This window comes from Dyadobacter psychrotolerans (assembly GCF_004349265.1).
In the GTDB taxonomy this organism is placed as follows: domain Bacteria; phylum Bacteroidota; class Bacteroidia; order Cytophagales; family Spirosomataceae; genus Dyadobacter; species Dyadobacter psychrotolerans.
On record NZ_SMFL01000012.1, the window covers coordinates 149506 to 169492 of the forward strand.

The window sequence follows — 19987 nt, forward strand, 5'->3', positions numbered from 1 at the left end:
AAAGGTTTTAATGCCTGAGTCATCTCTATTATTTTATCAAAAATAACAATACATCACAATAATGAAAATTACATTCAAAATGCTGGCAGTACTTCTTGCTGCCGGAAATATCGGTTATGCGCAAAGCACCGGAGGCGTGCCACCATCCAAGGCGCAATCTCCGGCAGCATCCACTATCGCTTCGGTAACACAGGGACTTAAAAAATATGACGGCTTTTTTAATTTTTATTATGATGAAAAAACAGGAAAGGTATTTCTGGAAGTAGACAAGATTGATCAGGAATTTCTTTATTTTTCCTCACTTTCCGAAGGGGTGGGTAACGGTGGTCCGGAACGCGGACAGGCATCTTCTGCCATCGCCAAATTTATAAAGGTGGGTCCGAAAATCTTACTGGTCGAACCGTCTAATAGCTACCGGGCAATTACTACAAATAAGGACGAAATCAAAGCGGTTGAAAATGCTTTTGCCAAATCTGTAATCTGGGGTTTTGTACCCATTGCCATAGAGGGTAACAAGATGCTGATTGATTTTACACCTTTCATTATTCGCGATAGCCAGAACGTGGCTGCGAGGCTTGCGGTGAGACGGGTCAGCGGACCGGTAAGTGTGCAGCCCTCTGGCGGAGGTGGAACTTACCGCCTTGATGAAACGAGATCGGTGGTTTTCATGGAAAACACAAAAAACTTCCCAAGGAACAGTGAATTTGAAGCAATGTTAACCTTCACCGGAGGCGCTTCGGGCGGCGGGGGACGTGGAGGAAGTCTGGCACCGGATCCGAGCGCTGTAACGATCAACATGCACCAGTCGTTTGCCGAGCTTCCGGACGATAAGTATAAAACCAGAAAGTTCGATCCACGATCTGCGTTTGGAATGTTTAGCTATATGGATTTTTCTGCACCTATGACTGAGCCGTCGGTAAAGCGTTTTATTCGAAGACATCGTCTGGAAAAGAAAGATCCGTCGTCAGCAATGAGCGAGCCGGTAAAACCGATCACATATTACATCGACAGAGGTGCCCCCGGTCCGGTTAAAAAAGCGCTGATCGAGGGTGGCGCTTTCTGGAACGAAGCTTTTGAAACAGCCGGATTTAAGGATGCATTTATTGTGAAGGAAATGCCCGAAGGAATTGATCCAATGGATATTCGGTACAATATTGTAAACTGGATAAACCGCTCAGGCAGTCCGCGCGGATTTTCATCGGGAGCTTCGTTTATTGATCCAAGGACCGGTGAAATTATGAAAGGGGTTATCACACTTGGCTCGGATCGCCACAGACAGGATTATCTGATTGCGGAAGGCTTGTTACAGCCATATGAAGATGGAAAAGCTGTTCCGAAAGCGATGGAGGAACTTGCTCTCGCGCGCATACGCCAGTTGTCTGCGCATGAAATAGGCCATACGCTTGGTTTTAATCACAATTTTGCTGCCAGTCCTAAAGACCGTGCTTCGGTAATGGATTACCCTTTTCCCAAGTTTTCATTAAAAGCAGATGGCACCGTTGACATCTCAGATGCTTACGCGAAAGGTATCGGAGCCTGGGATAAGCGCGCTGTGATGTGGGGTTATACGGAATTCCCCAAAGGAATAAACGAGGAGGAGGGGCTCGAAAAAATCATGCAGGAAACATTAAAACAGGGTTTTATCTATATTCCTGATATTGGTGGAAATACACATCCGACTTCTCACCAGTGGGACGATGGTTCAAACCCAATTGATCAGATGACTAATATTTTAACAGTCCGCAGAAAAGTTCTTAATAATTTTTCTGAAAAGGCTATTCAAAAAGGCGAACCGATGTCTATGCTGGAAGAAGTGCTTGTGCCGATTTATCTGCTGCATCGATACCAGGTGGAAGCGGTTGCCAAATCAGTCGGTGGGCTTTATTTTACGCACGCCATTAAAAACGATGGTCAGGTAATCACGCGGATGGTTGAACCAAAAGAACAGTGGCGCGCTTTGGAATCTTTATTAAGTACCATAACCCCGGATGCACTTGCTTTGCCGGAAGCATTAATTCAAAAAATCCCACCTCGTCCTTCCGGTTATCCTGCCGGGCTTGAAACTTTTACGAGCCGCACCGGGCCAACTTTCGATCCTGTTGCGGCAGCGGAAACCGCAGTTGCTACTACACTATCTTATTTGCTTGACTCACAGCGTGCTGCCAGGTTGATCGAGTACAATGCAAGAGACAACAAACAGCCTGGATTGATGCCGGTCATTGACAAACTGTTTGAAAAAACCTGGAAAGCGCCTGCGTTAACCGGATATAAAGGTGAATTGCAAACTCTGGCAAACAATGTTTCTCTAAAATACTTACTTACTCTTGCTGCGGATACCAAAGCTTCCGAAAGTGTGAGAGGTGAGGCACTTTTGAAAGTTGATGAGTGGGGGAAATGGATGAAATCTAAAATGTTAACTGCTGCTCCTAAACAAAAAGCGAACATGCTTTTTGGTCTTAAACAAATAGAAGAATTTAATAGTAATCCGGATAAATTTCAGCCTGCTTCGCCTTTGGACATGCCTCCCGGTGCGCCGATCATGGGCCACATGAATTTTATGGGCTGTTCGGAAAGTTATGTAGAGCCTGGGAATTAATTGAAATTATATGTATCAGCTGTAATCGTCTGGATTTGATCCGGAGGTTACAGCTTTTTTATGTCCGCAAAATTCGGTTGAACAAGTAACCATCCGTCTACCGCTAAGTAATTTTTTCTTGTATATGTAGAAGTAAATAGGAACTTTACTACAAAGTAATTCGCAGTTGATACATTTGTCTGTGTTTAATTATGATAAAATCTTATATCTATGAGGCTGTAACAACAGTGACACTCTGTTTGTTGATGTTATCAGCCAAAGCCTATGATGGCTCTGTAACGATAATTTCCGGTGGGAAAAACCGGAGTTTTATATTTCATTCGCCCGGAACCACTGTTGGACAAAATCTCCCGGTGCTTTTTGTTTTTCATGGAGATAACGGAAGCGGGCAGGGGATAAGAGACTACACCGGATTTAATGCTGTTTCGGATGCAAACAATTTTATTGCTGTTTATCCCAACGCAGATGACGTCGGTGGCTGGCACCGGGCAATCGATCAGCTTAAGGATGTGCAGTTTACCTCAGAGATGATTGATTATTTTTGTTCAACTTACCATATTGACGCGAGTAAAGTGTATGCAACCGGGCATTCGGCGGGTGGCTTTATGACATACAATCTGGCCGTAAACCTGCCGGGTAAGGTTGCAGCTTTTGCTCCCGTTGCCGCTAACATGTACGCCAATAATGGCAATTACAGCTATTTCAGCAGTACGGCTTTTAAACCGGTCGCGATCTGTCACATACACGGTGATGCGGATCCGACTGTAGCATATCCCGACCCGGATCATACACCCGGTGCCTGGAATGAATGGCCCTTAACACATTTTTCTCATTACAGCTGTGGTAAAGATACTTATGAGGAAAGTGTGCCCATCACGGACAACGTTTCCAAACTATTATTTTGTAAACCAAATCCTGGTGTTACCAGGGAAATTTCAATGATTCGTATTGCAGGCGGAGGACATGGCTGGCCGCCTGTTTCGCAGATAAATCTGGCTCAAACCATTTGGGATTTTGTAAAAACCTATTCCATTGCTGGCGCGCCATCCTGCAACACAACACCATCTTTTGTAGCGGGGACGATTCATACAGACGGAAAAAATATCTTAGGTCCGTGCAATGAGATTTTTATTCCAAGGGGAGTTAACTATTCTTTGGCGGATGACTGGGAATTTCCGGAAAATATGGATGGCGGCATAAACGGTTACAACGCGGAGCTTTCAGCAGAAATAATAAAAGCAAAACCAAATACAGTGCGAATCCAATGGTATGCCAATCGGCAAAGTGGCTGGAAACCTTATTCCATTTCTGATCTGGATAAAGTGGTTACACGTTTTCGCAACGCAGGAATAGTTTCGATAATAGAACTTCATGACGTTACCTGCTCCGATAATTTCGTGACATTTAATTCTGTGATTCTTCCCTGGTGGAAGCAGCCGGCCGTTGTGAATTTGCTTATCAAACATAAAAGCTGGGTAATGGTTAATCTGGCCAACGAATTCGGAACCGTCAAATGGGCATCCAATCAGACAGCGGCTTACACGTCTTGGGTAAACCATTACAAAAATGCCATCTCTGAGGTAAGAAATGCCGGGATCCAGGTTCCGCTGATAATCGATGCGCCTGATTGCGGACAGAGTCTCGACATTGCGTTGCAGTCGGGTGAATCGCTTCGGCTTCATGACCCGCTTCGGAATATTATTATGAGCACACACGCTTATTGGTATCTGGACAACGCCGCTGTTATGGAGGCCAAGGTACAGAGTATTGCTGCAGCGTCATTTCCGGTTATCCTGGGTGAAGTGGCTAACGTACAGGATGCAACGGGACAATGCTCCAGTGGAATACCTGCTTACAAAGATTTACTGCAAAGCTGTCAGAATCATAACGTAGGCTGGCTGGCCTGGACCTGGACTGATGACTGGTGCAACAACCGAAGGATAACTGTAACCGGCAATGCCGCAGCTCTGACCGAATACGGGAATACGATTATAAATGACCCGGGCTTTGGACTAAAATTTCATGCAGCTACTTTAAATAATGCCTGTACCCAAAATCCTTTGCCGGTAACATTAGCAGAATTTAAAGCCACACAAACCGACGAAAAAACGGTCTACCTGCAATGGAAAACAGCACGAGAAAAGGATTTTGAGAAATTCATTTTGGAGAGAAGTAACAATGGGAAATTGTTCAATCCAATCGCCTCAATTGATGGGAAAGGTGAAGCAGGCAGGTATGAATATCCTGATGAAGTAATAACGGGTCGCCAATATCATTACCGGCTGATAATGGTGGATAGAGATGAAAGCAAGGCTTTCTCCAAAATTATTATGGTTGATACCAAAATGTCTGATGCAGTGGTCGTGTATCCGTCTCCGGCCAGTGACCAGCTGCAAATCAATGCACGAAAGGATCTGTTTCCCTGTGAAATAAGTATTTTTAATAAATCAGGTAAAAGGGTTTTGAATCAAATTATAAAAGATTCAGATCAGCAAATTTATGTTAATTCCCTTGCAGAAGGATTCTACATCGTAAGGATGAATGACCGTGTGATCGGAAAAGTCATCGTCGGGAAAAAATAGATACTGGCGTTTTGCAATTTTTTCAGAATCTGGTTTGTTAAAATTTAAAAATTACCTGAAAAAACGCCCTGTTATGAAGATTAAATCATTAACATTTCTATTAACACTTACACTCTTGTCCATGGCTGCTTCGGCACAAAAACCAATCATTTATCATCCCGAAGCGGATGCAAAAGCAGACATTGCTTCCGCTGTTCAGAAAGCAAAAAAGGATGGCAAACATGTGCTTCTGCAATTGGGCGGGAACTGGTGCAGCTGGTGTATTCTGTTTGACAAATTGGTGAACAGCAATGATACACTGAAAACGTTCAGAGATAAGAACTACGAAATGGTTCATGTCAATTTTAGCCCTGAAAATAAAAATGAAGCTGTTTTTGCTTCACTGGGTTATCCTCAGCGTTTCGGTTTTCCTGTATTTGTAATTCTGGATGGAGACGGAAAGCGTTTGCACACGCAAAGCTCTGGTTATCTTGAGCAGGGAAAGGGCCACGATCCCAAAAAGGTGCTTGAATTTTTTGAGGCGTGGACTCCTGCAGCGATTGATCCTAAAAATTATAAAGCGAAATAAATTCTGGTTGGCTGTGCCATCATTCAGACGGTACAGCTAATTTTTCGCCCTTTTTCACCGGAACTCCGAAATTGGGCGTTCCGTCTTTATTCCATGTAAATTTCTGAGCACGAGGGGATCGGAACCTGCCACAGCCCTGGCCTGATTCATCGTTGGCGTGGTATAAAATCCAGTCTTCTTTTCCGTTGGGTGATTTAAAAAAGGAATTATGCCCGGGTGCAAATACCTGATTTTCTGTTGATTGCTTAAAAACCGGTTGAGCAGATTTTTTCCAGGCAGCTGCATTCATCAAGTCACCTGTGGCAGAAGCCTGGAGCATACCCAGAGCATAAAAATCTGTCCAGCAGCCGCTTGCGGAGTAAATAATAAATACCTTATTTTTATGTTTTAAAAACTGGGGGCCTTCATTCACGTTTACATGCGGGGGATTATTCTTATCGTTCAGATCTCCGTGTTTTTCCCAGTCATAATCAGAACCTGAAATTTTTGTTCTCGCGCCGGAAACCGTCCAGGGATTATCCATTTTGGCAATGTAGATATTTTGCTGCCCGTTGGTATCTCCTTCCCAGCCTGACCAGATCATATAATACTGGCCATTATTCTCAAAAATATCTCCGTCGATCGCCCACTTGTCATCCGGTGTTTCAACCTTACCTTTAAATGTCCAGTCGCCCGTCATCGGGTCGGCCGAAGTGTTTTCCAAAACATACATCCGGTGGTTATCATTTTTACCATCATCAGCTGCAAAATACATATACCACTTGCCTTTGATAAAATGGAGTTCAGGAGCCCACAATTCTTTGCTGTATGCGGTTCCTGCAGGCGGTGTCCAGATTGTCTTACTCTCCGCAGTTGCCAAGTCAGCGAGGTTTTTTGTTTTCCAGATAACTAGCTTGTTCTGAGTTGTGTGCGTGTAGTAATAATATCCGTTTTTATGAATGCTATACGGATCTGCACCGGAAGGAAGGAGCGGATTAGAAAACGTTTTATTATTTTGAGAAAAAGTAAGCTGACTAACGAAGAGAAAACCAATTGCCAGTAATAAGGTTTTGAAATTTAAGGTCATAGTTAATATTTTGTTTGGGTAGTGTTAATCGGAAGGATTGCTCTGCCGTTCAGAACTTACTTTGTTTGTAAAAACCGGAACGTTTTAAAATCAAAAACTGGTTCGCGGAAAGATCCTGAGTGCTTAACAAAGTTTAGCTTTACAATCGCTGTTTTTCTTTTTGACACGGCTGTGGCGGAATTATGTGTATGAAAAACATAGCTTAAAGCACCATTTTTATCTTTATAAAAATCACCGTGGCCTGTCCCGTTCATACCGATATCCTGTCTGTCCAGAATCGGATTGCTGCCGAATTTTTTCCATGGCCCCAGCGGACTGTTGCTTGTTGCAAATCCAACGGCATAATCAGGATTCCGAAAATCATTTGCTGTATAAAAAAGATAATAAAGACCGTCCCGTTTTAGTACAGTAGGGCCTTCAGCGACTGGCCAGTTTGCCCTGGCGGTATTCTCCCAGCCAAAGTCAGCACTAATACATTCTTTTAGTGTTTCGGGTAAAATTGCCGACAAATCGTTTTTCATTTCAGCGACAAAAAGGCGGTTTCCTTTTTGCAGACGTACATGGTAGAGATAAATCCTGCCATCGGAATCAAAATAAATGTAGGGATCAATTTGTTTGACAGGTGCCTGCAGCGAAGCTTTTACCTTCTGTTGAAACGGTCCGAGCGGGGTGTCGGCAACTGCAATTGCTATTTCTTCATTGGCAACATAGGCCATGTAAAATTTCTTTTTGTACTCAAAAACCTGAGGAGCCCAGAATCCTTTTTCGCCAAATGATTCTCCTTTTTTTAAAGCATAACCCTTTTCTTTCCAGTTTTTCTGATCTTTTGAGATATAAACTTTTAAACCTTCATTGGAATTTCCTTCTACCGTTCCGTACAAATAATAGGTTCCTTTTGAATAAAAAATGGCCGGATCCGCCAGGTATATTTGAGAATCAGCCGGAGTCTGAGCTTGTGAAAATAATATAGTGAAAAGGAAAAGAATCAGGTACTTCATATAAGCTTGTTTTATAGGTTATATGAAATTTCATACAAACCTTACTTCGTATGAAAGCTTTTTTTGATTAAAGTTTACTTTACATAGAGTATGAAAAGAAGCAGGTGAGTAAACTTTTAAACCTACATTTACAAGTTCAGCAGCAAATGCGCTAGCCCAAAATACACTCCATAACCGATCAGGTCATTGGCGGTTGTAATAAAAGGTCCCGATGCTACGGCCGGATTAATCCCGATTTTTTCAAGCGCAATAGGTGTGACTGTGCCCATAAATGAAGCCAGAAATACGACCGACATCAGCGCTGTTGAAACAACCAGTGCAAGATGTATATCATTGCCTATCAGCAAATTAAATCCGAAAACAATACTGCTGATGATGAGGCCATTGATAAAGGCAACAGCAAGCATCCGAATGAGCCTTTGTGTTAAGGTAGTGTCAAGACCGGTTTTGTCGGCAAGGCTTTGCAGGATAATGGAGGAAGTTTGAATACCTACATTTCCACCTGTGGAGCCAATGATTGGAATAAAGGCAGCCATTGCCGGAATAATTTTCAAATCTCCTTCAAAAAAACTGATAAATTTAGCGGCAAGAATTCCGCCGGTCATGCCTACCAAAAGCCAGGGAAGCCTTGCTTTGGTTTGCTGCCATATTGTATCATCTTCTTCCACATCACCAGTGATACCCGCCATTGCCAGTGTATCCGAACTGGCTTGTTCGGTAATCACGTCAATCACGTCATCGATTGTGATCCGGCCAAGTAGTTTTCCCTGTACGTTTACAACCGGAAGTGCGTCCAGGTCATATCTCTGCATCAATTCGGCCACTTCTTCTGCCGGACGATACGTTTCCACAAAAATCACATCTTTATCATAAAGGCTTTCAATAAGCGTATTTTTATGAGCCAGTACGATCTTTTTCAGAGAAAGCAGCCCAAGCAGTTTTCCATTGTCGTCTATTACATAAACCGCATAAACCTTACCTACATCTTCTGCCTGCTTGCGAAGTTCCTCGATGCATTCGTTTACAGTCCAGTTGACATTCGCTTTTACAAGCTCCTTCTGCATCAAACCACCTGCCACATCCTCGTCATAATGAAGCAGATCAAGAATAAAACGGGCCTGCTCACGGTCTTCAAGCAGCGCAATTACTTCTTCACGAACACGAATAGGCTGCTCGTTGAGCAAATCCACAGCATCATCCGAATCAAACAGGTTGACGTATCTTGATATTTCTTCCGACGTAAAGGCTTTTAAAAATTCAAGTCTTTCATCTTTATCCAGATCTGCAAGAATTTCAGCTCCGGTTTCCGTTTCAAGCTGGCTGATCAGAAACTTTGCGTTTTCAGTTTCCAGTTCGGAAAGCAAGCCGGTAATATCCGCTGCAAAAAGCCCTTCCATCTTGGCCCTGATCGCAGCAGAATTCTGGTTTTCTATTAATTCCTGTATATGGTCTACGTACTCCTTTGTTAATTCAAAAGTCATTTCTCTTAGCTTTAAGCTGTTTAGCTATTAGCGATTAGCTTTGCACTCGCCTCTGCCTATTCTTCTTCGGTTGTACTATCGTCAGCCGTTTGGTTCAGGGTTGCTGCCATTTGTGTTAATATCACAAACTCCGCTACACTGAGCTGTTCTGCACGTTTGGTGAGTAACGGATGTTCCGGCATTTCACCGATTGGTTTTAAGGCATTACGAAGTGTTTTTCTTCTTTGATTAAAAGCTGTTTTCACAACCCTGAAAAACAATTTTTCGTCACAATCCAGACCTTTCGTCGCATTTCGCCTTAGCCGGATCACGCCCGACTGGACTTTCGGCGGCGGGTCAAATGCTCCTGGCGGGACGGAAACCAGGTAATCGATATCATAAAAAGCCTGCAGCAAAACGCTTAGAATACCGTAATCCTTATTTCCCGGAGGAGAAGCAATTCGCATCGCTACTTCTTTTTGCAGCATACATACGATTTCCGGAATCTCATCCCGGATTTGCAACGCTCTGAAAAAGATCTGGGAGGAAATATTATATGGGAAATTACCGATGATTGCGAATGGCTCCGGAAAGCTTACCTGTGTATCATATTTCAGGAAATCACCTTCGATGATACGCGGAGTCAGTTCTTCGTAGTGCTTTTTTAAGTACGCAACAGACTCTGTATCAATCTCAATCACAAACGTTTCATAAGACTTATTTTGTAAAAGAAATTGAGTCAGTACACCCATACCAGGTCCTATTTCAAGGACTTTGGTATAATTTCCATGCCCTGTCAGACCATCCACGATCTGCTGGGCAATACTCATATCTTTTAGAAAGTGCTGGCCTAAATGCTTTTTGGCACGGACTTTCGAATCACTCCGGTTTTTATAATTAATTTTCACACGTCAAAATTACGTCTTAATTCGTAGATTTATCGAATAAAGAATTGGAAGGAACCTTAAAAATAAGATGATCCCGATACTATGGAAATGATTTCGTCCCAGACAGACTGGCACACCATACACGCTACACTTCAGCATCTGAATTTAATTGGAATAACATTTTCTCCGGATTTTATAATTCGGAATGTGAGTACGCATGCGTTGATGAAAACCGGCTGGTCGGAAGACGATCTGGTTGGTTTTAGTCTTTTTGATAAACTGATACCTCAGGACGAGTCGGACGAGATCCGACAAATGCTGGAAGAAGGAATACAGGGAAAGCGTAAATTGGAGCAAAGAGAGGTGCCGTTCCTGGCCAGCAAAGGCACTTTACGTACATTTTCGATCAATTCTGTTTTAATCCAAACCGAACAGGATGGGGAAGTAAGCTGTATTACGCTGATCGGGGATGACATTACACGAAGGAGACGAATGGAATCGTCAATTGCCAAATCCAATTCGCAGCTTCAGGATCTGGTAGATAATACGAGCGATCTGATTCAGCTGGTTGCGATTGACGGACGGTTCATTTTTGTTAATAAAGCATGGCGTGAAGTGTTGGGATACGGTCTTGACGAGATTTCTTCTATGCGCATGAACGATATTCTGCATCCGCAGCACAAAGAAGAAGCATTGGCGCAGCTCCGGCTGATCGAACAGGGATATTCCAATCCGAACTTTGAGGCCGTTTTTATGAGCCGGGCAGGCAAAAAGGTGTTTGTTTCCGGAAGCGTGAACTGCCGTTTTGATAATGGAAAACCGACCGCATTTCGCTGTATTTTAAATGATTTTACAGAAAAAATAAGGGCTGAAAAGGCGCAGAATCTATATTACAGCATTGCGAACTGGACAGTTAATACGCAGAACCTGGATGATTTTTACCATACCATTCACAATGAACTTGGTAAGATTATCGATGCTGAAAACTTCTTTATTGCCCTTTATGATCCAAGCAAAAGTTATTTATACTTTCCTTATTATGTAGATCAGTATTTTAAAGGGAATGTAAGATTTACCAGAAGACGGCTGGGAAATGGGGTAACGGAATATGCGATTGCTTCCAATAAACCTTTGTTTTTGTCGGGTGAGGATATTGAAAGACTCGCTAAAACCAACAGCCTGCACTTGTACGGCGTTACGCCTCAGCAGTTACTTTGTGTTCCGCTTCGCATTGGCGACAGGGTTACAGGAATCATCGGGGTAAAATCTTATGATGATCCCAAAATGTTTGATGCACGCGACCTTGAATTGCTGGAATTTATTTCCGGCCAGGTTGCAATCGCGATCGCCAGAAAACAAAGTGAAGAAGAATTGAGTAAATATGTGGCAAGGTTGAACGCCATTTTTGACAGCAGCTCACATTTAATCTGGTCGGTAAACAAGGCGCTCCAGCTAACCTCTTTTAACAGAAACTATGCCGATCTGATCCAGGCAGAAGTTGGCGTCCGGCCGACTTTACAGGTCAGTGCTGAAAAGTTTGGCTGGCGTATGGTTGGGGTAAACAACCGCCGGACGCTGGATACGAAATATCGCCAGGCGCTGAGAGGAGAAGCTCAGTATTTTGAATTTAAAATCGATAAAAAAGACGGTGGCGAAATGTGGCTTGAGTTTTATCTCAACCCGATCCGATATGCACAGGGGGTGATCGAAGAGGTTTCAGGGATTGCGCGAGACATTACCAGGAGAAAAGAGGCAGAACTTTCGCTTCGTCACAGCGAAGAACTTTTCCGTGGGATTTTCGAGAATTTGCAGGATATCTACTGCCGGATTAACCGGCATGGAGTAATTACCATGATCAGCCAGTCGGTACTGAAAAGGCTGGGTTATCTTCCCGAAGAAGTGATCGGCCATCCGATTATCGAGTTTTTCAGGGACCGTAAAAAGATACACTCAGCGCTGATTAAACTACGAAAAAGCAGAAGTTTAAGGAATTTTGAAATATCATTATATCGCAAAGACGGAACGGAACGCCAGTTCATGGTAAACATGTTGCTCTTCATGGACGAAAAAGGCCGCCTTTCCGAAGTTGCGGTGCTTGCCCGTGACATAACCGAGCTGAAACGGAATGAGCTTGAACTACTCAAAGCCAAAGAACATGCAGAGCGTTCTTTAAAAGTGAAAGAGGGTTTTCTTGCCAACATGAGCCATGAAATCCGCACACCGATGAATGGTGTGATCGGGATGATCGATTTGCTGGGTGAGACGCCATTGAATGTGGAACAGAAGGATTATGTGATGACGATCAAGCGGTCGTCGGAAACGCTGTTGAATATCCTGAACGATATCCTGGATCTTTCGAAAATAGAGGCTGGTAAAATGGAACTTCACGAAGCCCCGATTGTCGTTGAGGAGTTACTTTTAAAACTGGTATCGCTGTTTGGGCAAACTGCCAAAAGCAAGGGTAACACGCTTGCCTACCATATTGCCGAAGACATTCCCAAATTTATTATTGCGGACCAGACACGTTTGCTGCAAATACTTTCCAACCTGACTTCCAACGCATTGAAGTTCACCGAGCAGGGTGCTGTGAATGTGTGGCTGACTTCGGTGAAAAAGAACGGAGATTTTAATAAGATCAAAGTCGAGGTGCAGGATTCCGGTATCGGTATAAGCGCCATGGACAAACAAATCCTGTTTACCTCCTTCACACAGCTGGACAATTCCTCCCGCAAATCTTTTGGCGGCACCGGGCTTGGACTGGCCATTTCGAAACAGTTGTGCGAACTCATGAACGGGGAAATCGGTGTAGAATCCGTGCCGGGCGAGGGAAGTACTTTCTGGTTCACTTTTGAAACGACAGAGACCTCTATTGCCCAGTTAAGCACCACCATCGCACTGGAAGAAGTTCCGATCGAAAATGTCTTTTCAGAGTATCATCCGGTGATTCTTTTGGTAGACGATAATTCGGTAAACCGTAAAGTGGCGAATGAGATATTGAAAAAATCAGGTTGTCTGGTTGATCTTGCAGAAAGCGGTTATCAGGCTATCGACAAGGTAGAAGGCAAGGTGAAAGCCGGGGATGTCATGTACGATATCATTTTTATGGACATTCAGATGCCCGACATGGATGGCGTGGAAACGACATCCGAGTTAAAAAAACGCTATCCAACACAATTGCCACCAATTGTTGCCATGACGGCCTACTCCATGAAGGAAGACCGTGACCGGTTTTTAAGTCAGGGAATGGATGATTACATTGCCAAGCCAATCCGTGCACAAACATTGATACACAAAGTAAAAGAACTGCTTACCAACGTTGAAGACCGTAAAGCCGAGATCAAACAAAAGGAAATAGTTCCTGAGCTAACCTTGCCAATCCTTGACCGGGAGATTATCGATCAGCTAAACGGAATAGGAGGGGCTGACCTGGTACTTTCCTTATTTGAAGATTTCGTCACCGAATCCAACGAACTGGTAGACGGAGCAGTGGAAGCCTTTGCAACCGGCGACATCGCCACCGTAAAAAGCAATCTGCACACCCTAAAAGGCAGCGCCGGCACCGTAGGCGTTTCCCAGTTAGCGGAAATAGCCCGTGACGCCGAATGGCGCCTCAAATCCGATGACACCAGTACGCTTTCCCAGGCCCTACCGGAATTGCAGAAGGCTTACGGGCGGTTTCTGGAGAGTTATGAGGGTTTGTTGGGGGAGTGGTTGGGGTGAAAACTAAATATGGTGTGACTTTGAACTGTAGTCACACCATTATTGCTGAGTTTCCGTAGATTTTCAACCTGAAAAATGTAGTGTTGATGATCTCAATTAGCTTTGCAGATATATCCTAATTTTAAAAAAATACCAAAGACTTCGATTTCCCCCATCGGCAATTCCTCCCAAACCATCGGTGAAATCGACCAATTCGCAGATGTTTTCATGTGTTTGTATCTGGCGGTTAAACTTTTGTTACAAATAGAGCTCTAACCGCTATAACCTTTACTGCTACCATGAAAAAAATTACAACACTCCTCCTGTTTTTTATATGCTTATCCTATTCGGCGTATACACAGGCCCAAAACGCACAGATAAAAGGAACTGTGCTGGACAGCATCGCTAATACACCTGTTGCGGGTGCCTACGTCGCGGTGAGCCGCAATGTCCCCGACGCTAAACCTGAATATGTAACAACGGATGCCAACGGTAAATTTACCGTCACAGGACTAAGCAAACAGGTGAGTTATCTGGTGAAGGTCTCTTACATCAGCTACAAAGATTTAAGCAGAACAGTTACCCTGTCATCTGATGTAGAGGATCTAGGCAACTTTCAGCTTACAGAGGCAGTTTCTAATCTGAAAGAAGTAAAGGTTGTGGGGCAGGTTACTGCCATGGAACAAAAGGGTGATACTACTCAGTTCAATGCAGCTGCCTTCAAAACAAACCCGGACGCTACAACGGAAGATCTGATCCAGAAAATGCCGGGCATTACGGTAATCAACGGAACGGTTACCGCACATGGTGAGACAGTTAACAAGGTTTTGGTAGATGGTAAACCATTTTTTGGTGACGATGCAGCCCTGACTTTAAAATCGCTTCCTGCTGAAATCGTAGATAAAATCGAAGTTTTTGACAAACTAAGCGATCAGGCACAGTTTACCGGCTTTGATGATGGCAGCGGTCAGAAAACGATTAATATCGTCACCAAGTCTAACAGAAAAGTTGGGCAGTTTGGAAAAATTTTCGCTGGCTATGGTTTGGATGATCGTTACCAGGCTGGTGGAAATGTGAGCTTTTTCAAAGGAAATCAGCGTATATCCGTTATCGGTCTTACCAATAATATCAATAATCAGAATTTCTCAAATCAGGATCTGCTTGGCGTTTCAGGTGGCGGCGGTGGAGGAGGATTTGGCGGTGGAGGCGGTGCTTCCAACAACTTCCTCGTTGGCGGCCAGAGTGGTTTGACTGGTACTAATTCTTTTGGCCTTAATTACGCAAACAAGTTTGGTAAAAAGGTTGATGTTACGGGAAGCTACTTTTTTAACAGAACGAACAATGCAAATACACAGGTAATTGGCCAGGAATACTTTCTGCAGGGTGGTAGCGGTAATCAGTTTTATAATGAAACAAGCAGAACATCCAGCACCAATTCCAACCACAGAGTGAATTTTAGGGTTGAGTATACCATGGACAAAAATAACATGCTGATCATCACACCACGCCTTAGTTTCCAGGACAACCACTCCGGGAGTTACAAAGTGGGTCTTACAAGTCTTGGTGACGGAAGTTTGTTAAACAGCACTGATATTAACAGAACCAACAAAACGAAGGGTTATAATTTTGGGAACGACATCCTTTATCGCCATGCATTTGCTAAACGCGGTCGTAGTATTTCTTTAAACGTAAATACGCAGATGAACGACCGGAATGGTGAGAGCATGTTGTATTCTAAAAATATTTATTACAAAAATCTGGTTACTCCCGGAGATACCATTGATCAGCAAAGTTTTACAAACTCGGACGGAACAACCTTTGGAACAAACCTGACATATACTGAACCGATCAGTACAACCGGTCAGCTGCAATTCAATTACGGTCTGACGATCAGCAACAGTAACTCGTTGAAAGATACCTACAACATGAGCTTTGACGACGGCGGATACACAGACAGGGATACGCTTTTGTCAAACAATTTCGATAACCGTTACACAACCAATCGCGCGGGACTGTCTTACCGCTACCGTAAAAATAGCTGGACTGCTAATTTGGGTGTGGATTTTCAGAACACAGGACTTTACAGCAAGCAACTGGCACCCCGCATTGCCACTGTTGATCAGTCGTTTACAAATGTGCTGCCTAATTTCATGCTCATGTACCGCTCAAAATCAGGAACGTCATTCCGCACATTTTTCCGCAGCTCGACGAACCAGCCTTCCATCACACAGCTGCAAAATGTAATTGATAACAGCAATCCATTGTCGCTTACAGCTGGTAATCCTAATTTGAAGCAGGAATACAGAAATATGTTTAATGTTCGCTATTCGATTGCAGGTGCTACAAGGCCATACAGTTTAAATGCACTTGTGTTTGTAACGCAAACCAACAATGCAATCGTAAACTCGACCTTCATTGCACAACAGCCAACAACCTTGCCAAATGGTATTGTTTTGGAACAGGGAGCCAAACTGACGTCGCCAATTAACGTAGACGGAAGCTGGAACGCGCGGACTTTCCTTTCTTATGGAAAACCGATTGCACCTGTAAAACTGAACGTCAATGTAAACACAGGATTTAACTACGTTCGCTCGCCGGGTGTGATCAACAATGTGTCTAACTTCTCAAACACGTATGCGATTTCTCAGGGATTGGTTGTAAGCAGTAATATCAGTGAAAATCTGGACTTTACGCTGTCGTATTCAGGGAATTACAATGTTGTTCGTAATACAATTCAGCCAAGACTTAATAACAACTATTACACTTCCGGAATAAGCGGACGTGTAAACTGGATCTTTGGGAAAGGATTTGTTTTTCAGACCGATATTAATAATCAGTCATACCGTGGTTTGGGTGAAGGATTTAATCAAAACTTCACTTTGTGGAATGCAAGCGTTGGAAAAAAATTCCTGAAAAACAATGCTGGTGAACTTAAACTGACTGTTTTTGATATCCTGAAACAAAACAACAGTATCACAAGAAATGTAACTGAAACCTACGTTCAGGATGTTACCAGCCAGGTTCTGACTCAATATGCGATGCTAACCTTTACCTATACACTAAGAAACTTTGGCAAAATGCCAACCCAGGAGAACAGACGTGAATGGGATGGCCAGGGTGGCGGCTTCCCAGGCGGAGGCGGTGGCAGATTCCCAGGCGGTGGCGGCGGTAATGGCGGCGGCGGCGGAGGAAGAGGGAATTTTTAGGAAGTTTACAGTTTATCGTTCTTAGTTTACAGTAAACAGTAAAAAGGTTCAGCGTTAACGCTGAACCTTTTTACTGTTGCCAGACTGTAAAAATCTATGATTGTAAAACTTTACGGCCTTTGAGGTGTTCACTTTAAACTGTGAACTATATACTGCAACTTCAAACGGCTGAACAGTAAACTTTTCACTTAAAGCTCCTCCTGGCTTTAAACTGCGTTTACTTCAAACTGTAAACTCTGAACTTGAATACTTCAAACTAAAACCTATTTCCTGCTGGAAAACGGGATAATCAGCTTTTCTCCTCTTTCAGAAAAATCTTTTGTTTTTCCGTTTGCTTTCATAATCGCTTCTTTGCTGACGCCATATTTAGTTGCAACGACGCGGAGTACATCACCTGGTCCTACTGTATGAACCGTTTGAACCTGAACTTTAAGTTTCGTTGTTCCTGCTTTTACATCAGAAACCGAGGAATTAAGACCTTTTAAAGTTTCCACTTTTAAATTATACCTTGAAGCAATACTTGAAAATGTTTCACCGCTTTTAACTTCATGTGTGATCGATTGTCCACCTAATGATGCTCCTGAAATCGTTTTGGTTTCTGTTTCAGGCTTTTTTTCGCTGGCAGGTTTTTTATCTTCCTCAGCTGGTTCTTCCTCAGAAGATTCACTTACCGGCTCGCCAACACTCGTTTCCTCGGCAGTTGTATCTACAACTACGGAAGTCAGTTCCTCGGCATTTGATGAACTGTCGGAGATATACTCATAACCTACATACAGCATTGCCAAAACCAAAAGTACCAATACCGACAGGGTTATAATCGGCAGATTGGATTTTTCAACGGGGCGTAAATTTCTTTTCTTAGGGAATTCGTCTTCCATAGCTTGGTTACCGATTCAATTTTGTGGTGATTGTTTTAGGAATTTTGTGGACAATATTTTACGAAAATAGTAAACATCGACTATTTATCAATCGAATTTTTCAGTTCCTCATTCATTACAGCCACTTTTTCTTTCAGACTTTCTTTGAATATATCAAGTCGGTGGCCTACTTGCGCATCACCGGAACCGATGATCTGAGCAGCAAGGATGCCTGCATTTCGTGCCCCGTTTAGCGCAACTGTTGCCACGGGTACACCGGATGGCATTTGTAATATAGAAAGTACTGAATCCCAGCCATCTATTGAGTTACTGCTCAAAACCGGTACACCGATAACTGGTAATGATGTCAAAGAGGCAACCATTCCTGGTAAATGTGCCGCGCCGCCTGCGCCTGCTATGATCACCTTTAATCCCCGGTTTCGCGCACCGGCGGCATACTCAAGCATACGCTCCGGTGTACGGTGCGCTGAGACGATCTCCATTTCAAACGTTATTCCCAATTCTTTTAGTGCATCGGCCGCTTCCTGCATAACCTTACGGTCCGAAAGACTACCCATTATGATTCCAACCATTTTTGCCTTTTGTTGTGAGTAAATTGTATCGTAATTAAGAAAATAACTTACTGCAATTACTTACTGATAACCCTGATGTTATTTTTTATAAATGTCACCTTTTCTTTTAACGCTTCAATGTTTTCGTCCATAATGGTGATGTGTCCCATTTTTCGGAAAGGCTTGGTGATGGCTTTCCAATACAAAAAGGGAAATACCTGTTTGGTCTCTAAAAGCTTATCCATTCCTTCATAAACAGCCGGTCCTTCGTATCCGTCTTCACCCAAAAGATTCACCATCGCTGAGGGGCCGTAAGCTTTTGTACTACCCAGTGGGAGGTTTAGTATTGCCCGCCAATGCTGTTCATATTGCGAAGTAACATTTGCTTTGATCGTATGATGCCCGCTGTTGTGTGGCCGTGGCGCTACTTCGTTGATAAGGATTTCTCCTTCCGCCGTTAAAAACAACTCTACTGCCAGCAATCCGGCGATTTCAAATGCTTCGGCCGTTTTACGCGCAATTTCCTGTGCTTTTTTATCAACTGCTTCATTGATATCAGCAGGTGCAAAAAGATACTCAACCAGATTGAGCTCCGGGTGAAAAACCATTTCCACAGTTGGAAAGGTCTCAACTTCGCCGGACGGATTTCTTGCTACGATCACTGCCAGCTCTTTTTCAAACGGTACTGCTTTTTCCAGCAGACCAGGTTGATCAAAAGCCTTGTTTAGGTCAGCCTCTGTTGCGATGCGCTGCACCCCGCGGCCATCGTAACCGTCACGTCCAAGTTTATGAAAAGCCGGCAGAAAGTCCGAATGACTGGCTACATCGTTTCTGTTTTCGGTCAGGATGAACTCCGCTGTGGGCAGGTTGTTGTCGAGGTAAAATTGCTTTTGCGTTCTTTTATCCTGTATCAAACGGATAACTGAAGGCTGTGGATAAATGTGTTTTCCCTCTGCTTCCAGCTTTTCAAGTGCCTCAACATTTACCTTTTCAATTTCTATGGTAATAACATCCAGGTGTTTACCGAAGTTATAAACGGTGTCAAAGTCCTGTAAAGATCCTTGTGTGAATTTCGGAGCAATTTTTCTGCAGGGAGCTTCTGGATCCGGATCCAGAACGTGAATATCAAGATTCCAGTCGATGGCGGCTTGCAGGAGCATAAGCCCAAGCTGGCCACCGCCAAGAATTCCTATTCGGGATGAAAGCATTTTATTGTGATGTTGTTCGGTGCAAAGTTGGGGTAAAAAGTCAGAAACAGAAAGTCTTTGCTCCGGTAATTGCCTGAGAGGCCAATAAATTTATGTTAATTGAGGATAAGCCTCAATTGCGGGACATATAAACTGAACTTTGGATCTGCTGTAATAAAAAACATATCTTCGGAAATAGCAGTGGCAGCAAGTAACCTGTCAAAAGGATCCCGGTGCTGTTGGAAGTAGGGGATAGCGTTGTAGTGATTTACATGGACAGGGGAAAGTCATCAAGGGGATTGTTGAAGT

Annotated in this window: 12 protein-coding genes; 5 read left to right on the forward strand and 7 right to left on the reverse strand. The window is 43.4% G+C overall.

Annotated features, from left to right (window positions below; genetic code table 11):
* The first annotated feature begins 61 nt into the window (after positions 1-61).
* From E0F88_RS25920 to E0F88_RS25930, 3 genes are all read left to right on the forward strand, one after another.
* Positions 62-2596: a zinc-dependent metalloprotease gene (locus E0F88_RS25920; RefSeq protein WP_131961198.1), complete on the forward strand. Its 2535-nt coding sequence runs from the start codon at positions 62-64 to the stop codon at positions 2594-2596.
* Positions 2597-2787: 191 nt separating this feature from the next.
* Entirely contained in the window at positions 2788-5178 is a 2391-nt protein-coding gene (locus E0F88_RS25925; RefSeq protein WP_131961199.1) for a cellulase family glycosylhydrolase, read from the forward strand.
* Between the two features lie 73 nt (positions 5179-5251).
* Complete coding sequence (locus tag E0F88_RS25930) at positions 5252-5746, forward strand: thioredoxin family protein (RefSeq protein ID WP_131961200.1); 495 nt, start codon at positions 5252-5254, stop codon at positions 5744-5746.
* A 19-nt stretch (positions 5747-5765) separates the two neighbouring features.
* On the opposite strand, the gene E0F88_RS25935 is transcribed toward E0F88_RS25930, so the two are convergent.
* The 4 genes from E0F88_RS25935 to rsmA all read right to left on the reverse strand — a co-directional run bounded on the left by E0F88_RS25935 (position 5766) and on the right by rsmA (position 10172).
* Entirely contained in the window at positions 5766-6812 is a 1047-nt protein-coding gene (locus E0F88_RS25935) for a glycoside hydrolase family 43 protein (protein ID WP_131961201.1), read from the reverse strand.
* Positions 6813-6868: 56 nt separating this feature from the next.
* Positions 6869-7810, reverse strand: coding sequence for a glycoside hydrolase family 43 protein (locus E0F88_RS25940; RefSeq protein ID WP_131961202.1), 942 nt, complete (start codon positions 7808-7810; stop codon positions 6869-6871).
* A 128-nt stretch (positions 7811-7938) separates the two neighbouring features.
* Positions 7939-9291 carry a magnesium transporter gene (mgtE, locus tag E0F88_RS25945; protein ID WP_131961203.1) on the reverse strand — a complete coding sequence of 451 codons (1353 nt, stop codon included), beginning with the start codon at positions 9289-9291 and terminating at the stop codon, positions 7939-7941.
* Positions 9292-9347: 56 nt separating this feature from the next.
* Entirely contained in the window at positions 9348-10172 is an 825-nt protein-coding gene (gene rsmA / locus E0F88_RS25950) for a 16S rRNA (adenine(1518)-N(6)/adenine(1519)-N(6))-dimethyltransferase RsmA (protein ID WP_131961255.1), read from the reverse strand.
* Positions 10173-10259: 87 nt separating this feature from the next.
* On the opposite strand from rsmA, the gene E0F88_RS25955 reads away from it, so the two are divergent.
* On the forward strand, positions 10260-13877 hold the full coding sequence (locus tag E0F88_RS25955; protein WP_131961204.1) for a PAS domain S-box protein: 3618 nt from the start codon (positions 10260-10262) through the stop codon (positions 13875-13877).
* Positions 13878-14155: 278 nt separating this feature from the next.
* Positions 14156-17062, forward strand: a complete 2907-nt coding sequence (locus tag E0F88_RS25960) for a TonB-dependent receptor domain-containing protein (RefSeq protein WP_131961205.1) — start codon at positions 14156-14158, stop codon at positions 17060-17062.
* Between the two features lie 263 nt (positions 17063-17325).
* On the opposite strand, the gene E0F88_RS25965 is transcribed toward E0F88_RS25960, so the two are convergent.
* The 3 genes from E0F88_RS25965 to E0F88_RS25975 form a co-directional block, all read right to left on the reverse strand.
* Complete coding sequence (locus E0F88_RS25965; RefSeq protein WP_131961206.1) at positions 17326-17940, reverse strand: LysM peptidoglycan-binding domain-containing protein; 615 nt, start codon at positions 17938-17940, stop codon at positions 17326-17328.
* 80 nt (positions 17941-18020) lie between these two features.
* Positions 18021-18512, reverse strand: coding sequence for a 5-(carboxyamino)imidazole ribonucleotide mutase (gene purE / locus E0F88_RS25970; protein ID WP_131961207.1), 492 nt, complete (start codon positions 18510-18512; stop codon positions 18021-18023).
* 56 nt (positions 18513-18568) lie between these two features.
* The gene (locus tag E0F88_RS25975; protein ID WP_131961208.1) at positions 18569-19699 is read right to left on the reverse strand and encodes a 5-(carboxyamino)imidazole ribonucleotide synthase; all 1131 of its coding nucleotides are present in this window, start codon (positions 19697-19699) and stop codon (positions 18569-18571) included.
* Positions 19700-19987 lie beyond the last annotated feature (288 nt).

What these genes read in the sequence shown, in the direction of transcription:
- E0F88_RS25940 (WP_131961202.1), bottom strand. Translation starts at nt 7,810, where the DNA reads ATGAAGTACCTGATTCTTTTCCTTTTCACTATATTATTTTCACAAGCT.
- E0F88_RS25930 (WP_131961200.1), top strand. Translation starts at nt 5,252, where the DNA reads ATGAAGATTAAATCATTAACATTTCTATTAACACTTACACTCTTGTCC.
- mgtE (WP_131961203.1), bottom strand. Translation starts at nt 9,291, where the DNA reads ATGACTTTTGAATTAACAAAGGAGTACGTAGACCATATACAGGAATTA.
- E0F88_RS25925 (WP_131961199.1), top strand. Translation starts at nt 2,788, where the DNA reads ATGATAAAATCTTATATCTATGAGGCTGTAACAACAGTGACACTCTGT.
- E0F88_RS25935 (WP_131961201.1), bottom strand. Translation starts at nt 6,812, where the DNA reads ATGACCTTAAATTTCAAAACCTTATTACTGGCAATTGGTTTTCTCTTC.
- purE (WP_131961207.1), bottom strand. Translation starts at nt 18,512, where the DNA reads ATGGTTGGAATCATAATGGGTAGTCTTTCGGACCGTAAGGTTATGCAG.
- E0F88_RS25955 (WP_131961204.1), top strand. Translation starts at nt 10,260, where the DNA reads ATGGAAATGATTTCGTCCCAGACAGACTGGCACACCATACACGCTACA.
- E0F88_RS25965 (WP_131961206.1), bottom strand. Translation starts at nt 17,940, where the DNA reads ATGGAAGACGAATTCCCTAAGAAAAGAAATTTACGCCCCGTTGAAAAA.
- E0F88_RS25960 (WP_131961205.1), top strand. Translation starts at nt 14,156, where the DNA reads ATGAAAAAAATTACAACACTCCTCCTGTTTTTTATATGCTTATCCTAT.
- E0F88_RS25975 (WP_131961208.1), bottom strand. Translation starts at nt 19,699, where the DNA reads ATGCTTTCATCCCGAATAGGAATTCTTGGCGGTGGCCAGCTTGGGCTT.
- E0F88_RS25920 (WP_131961198.1), top strand. Translation starts at nt 62, where the DNA reads ATGAAAATTACATTCAAAATGCTGGCAGTACTTCTTGCTGCCGGAAAT.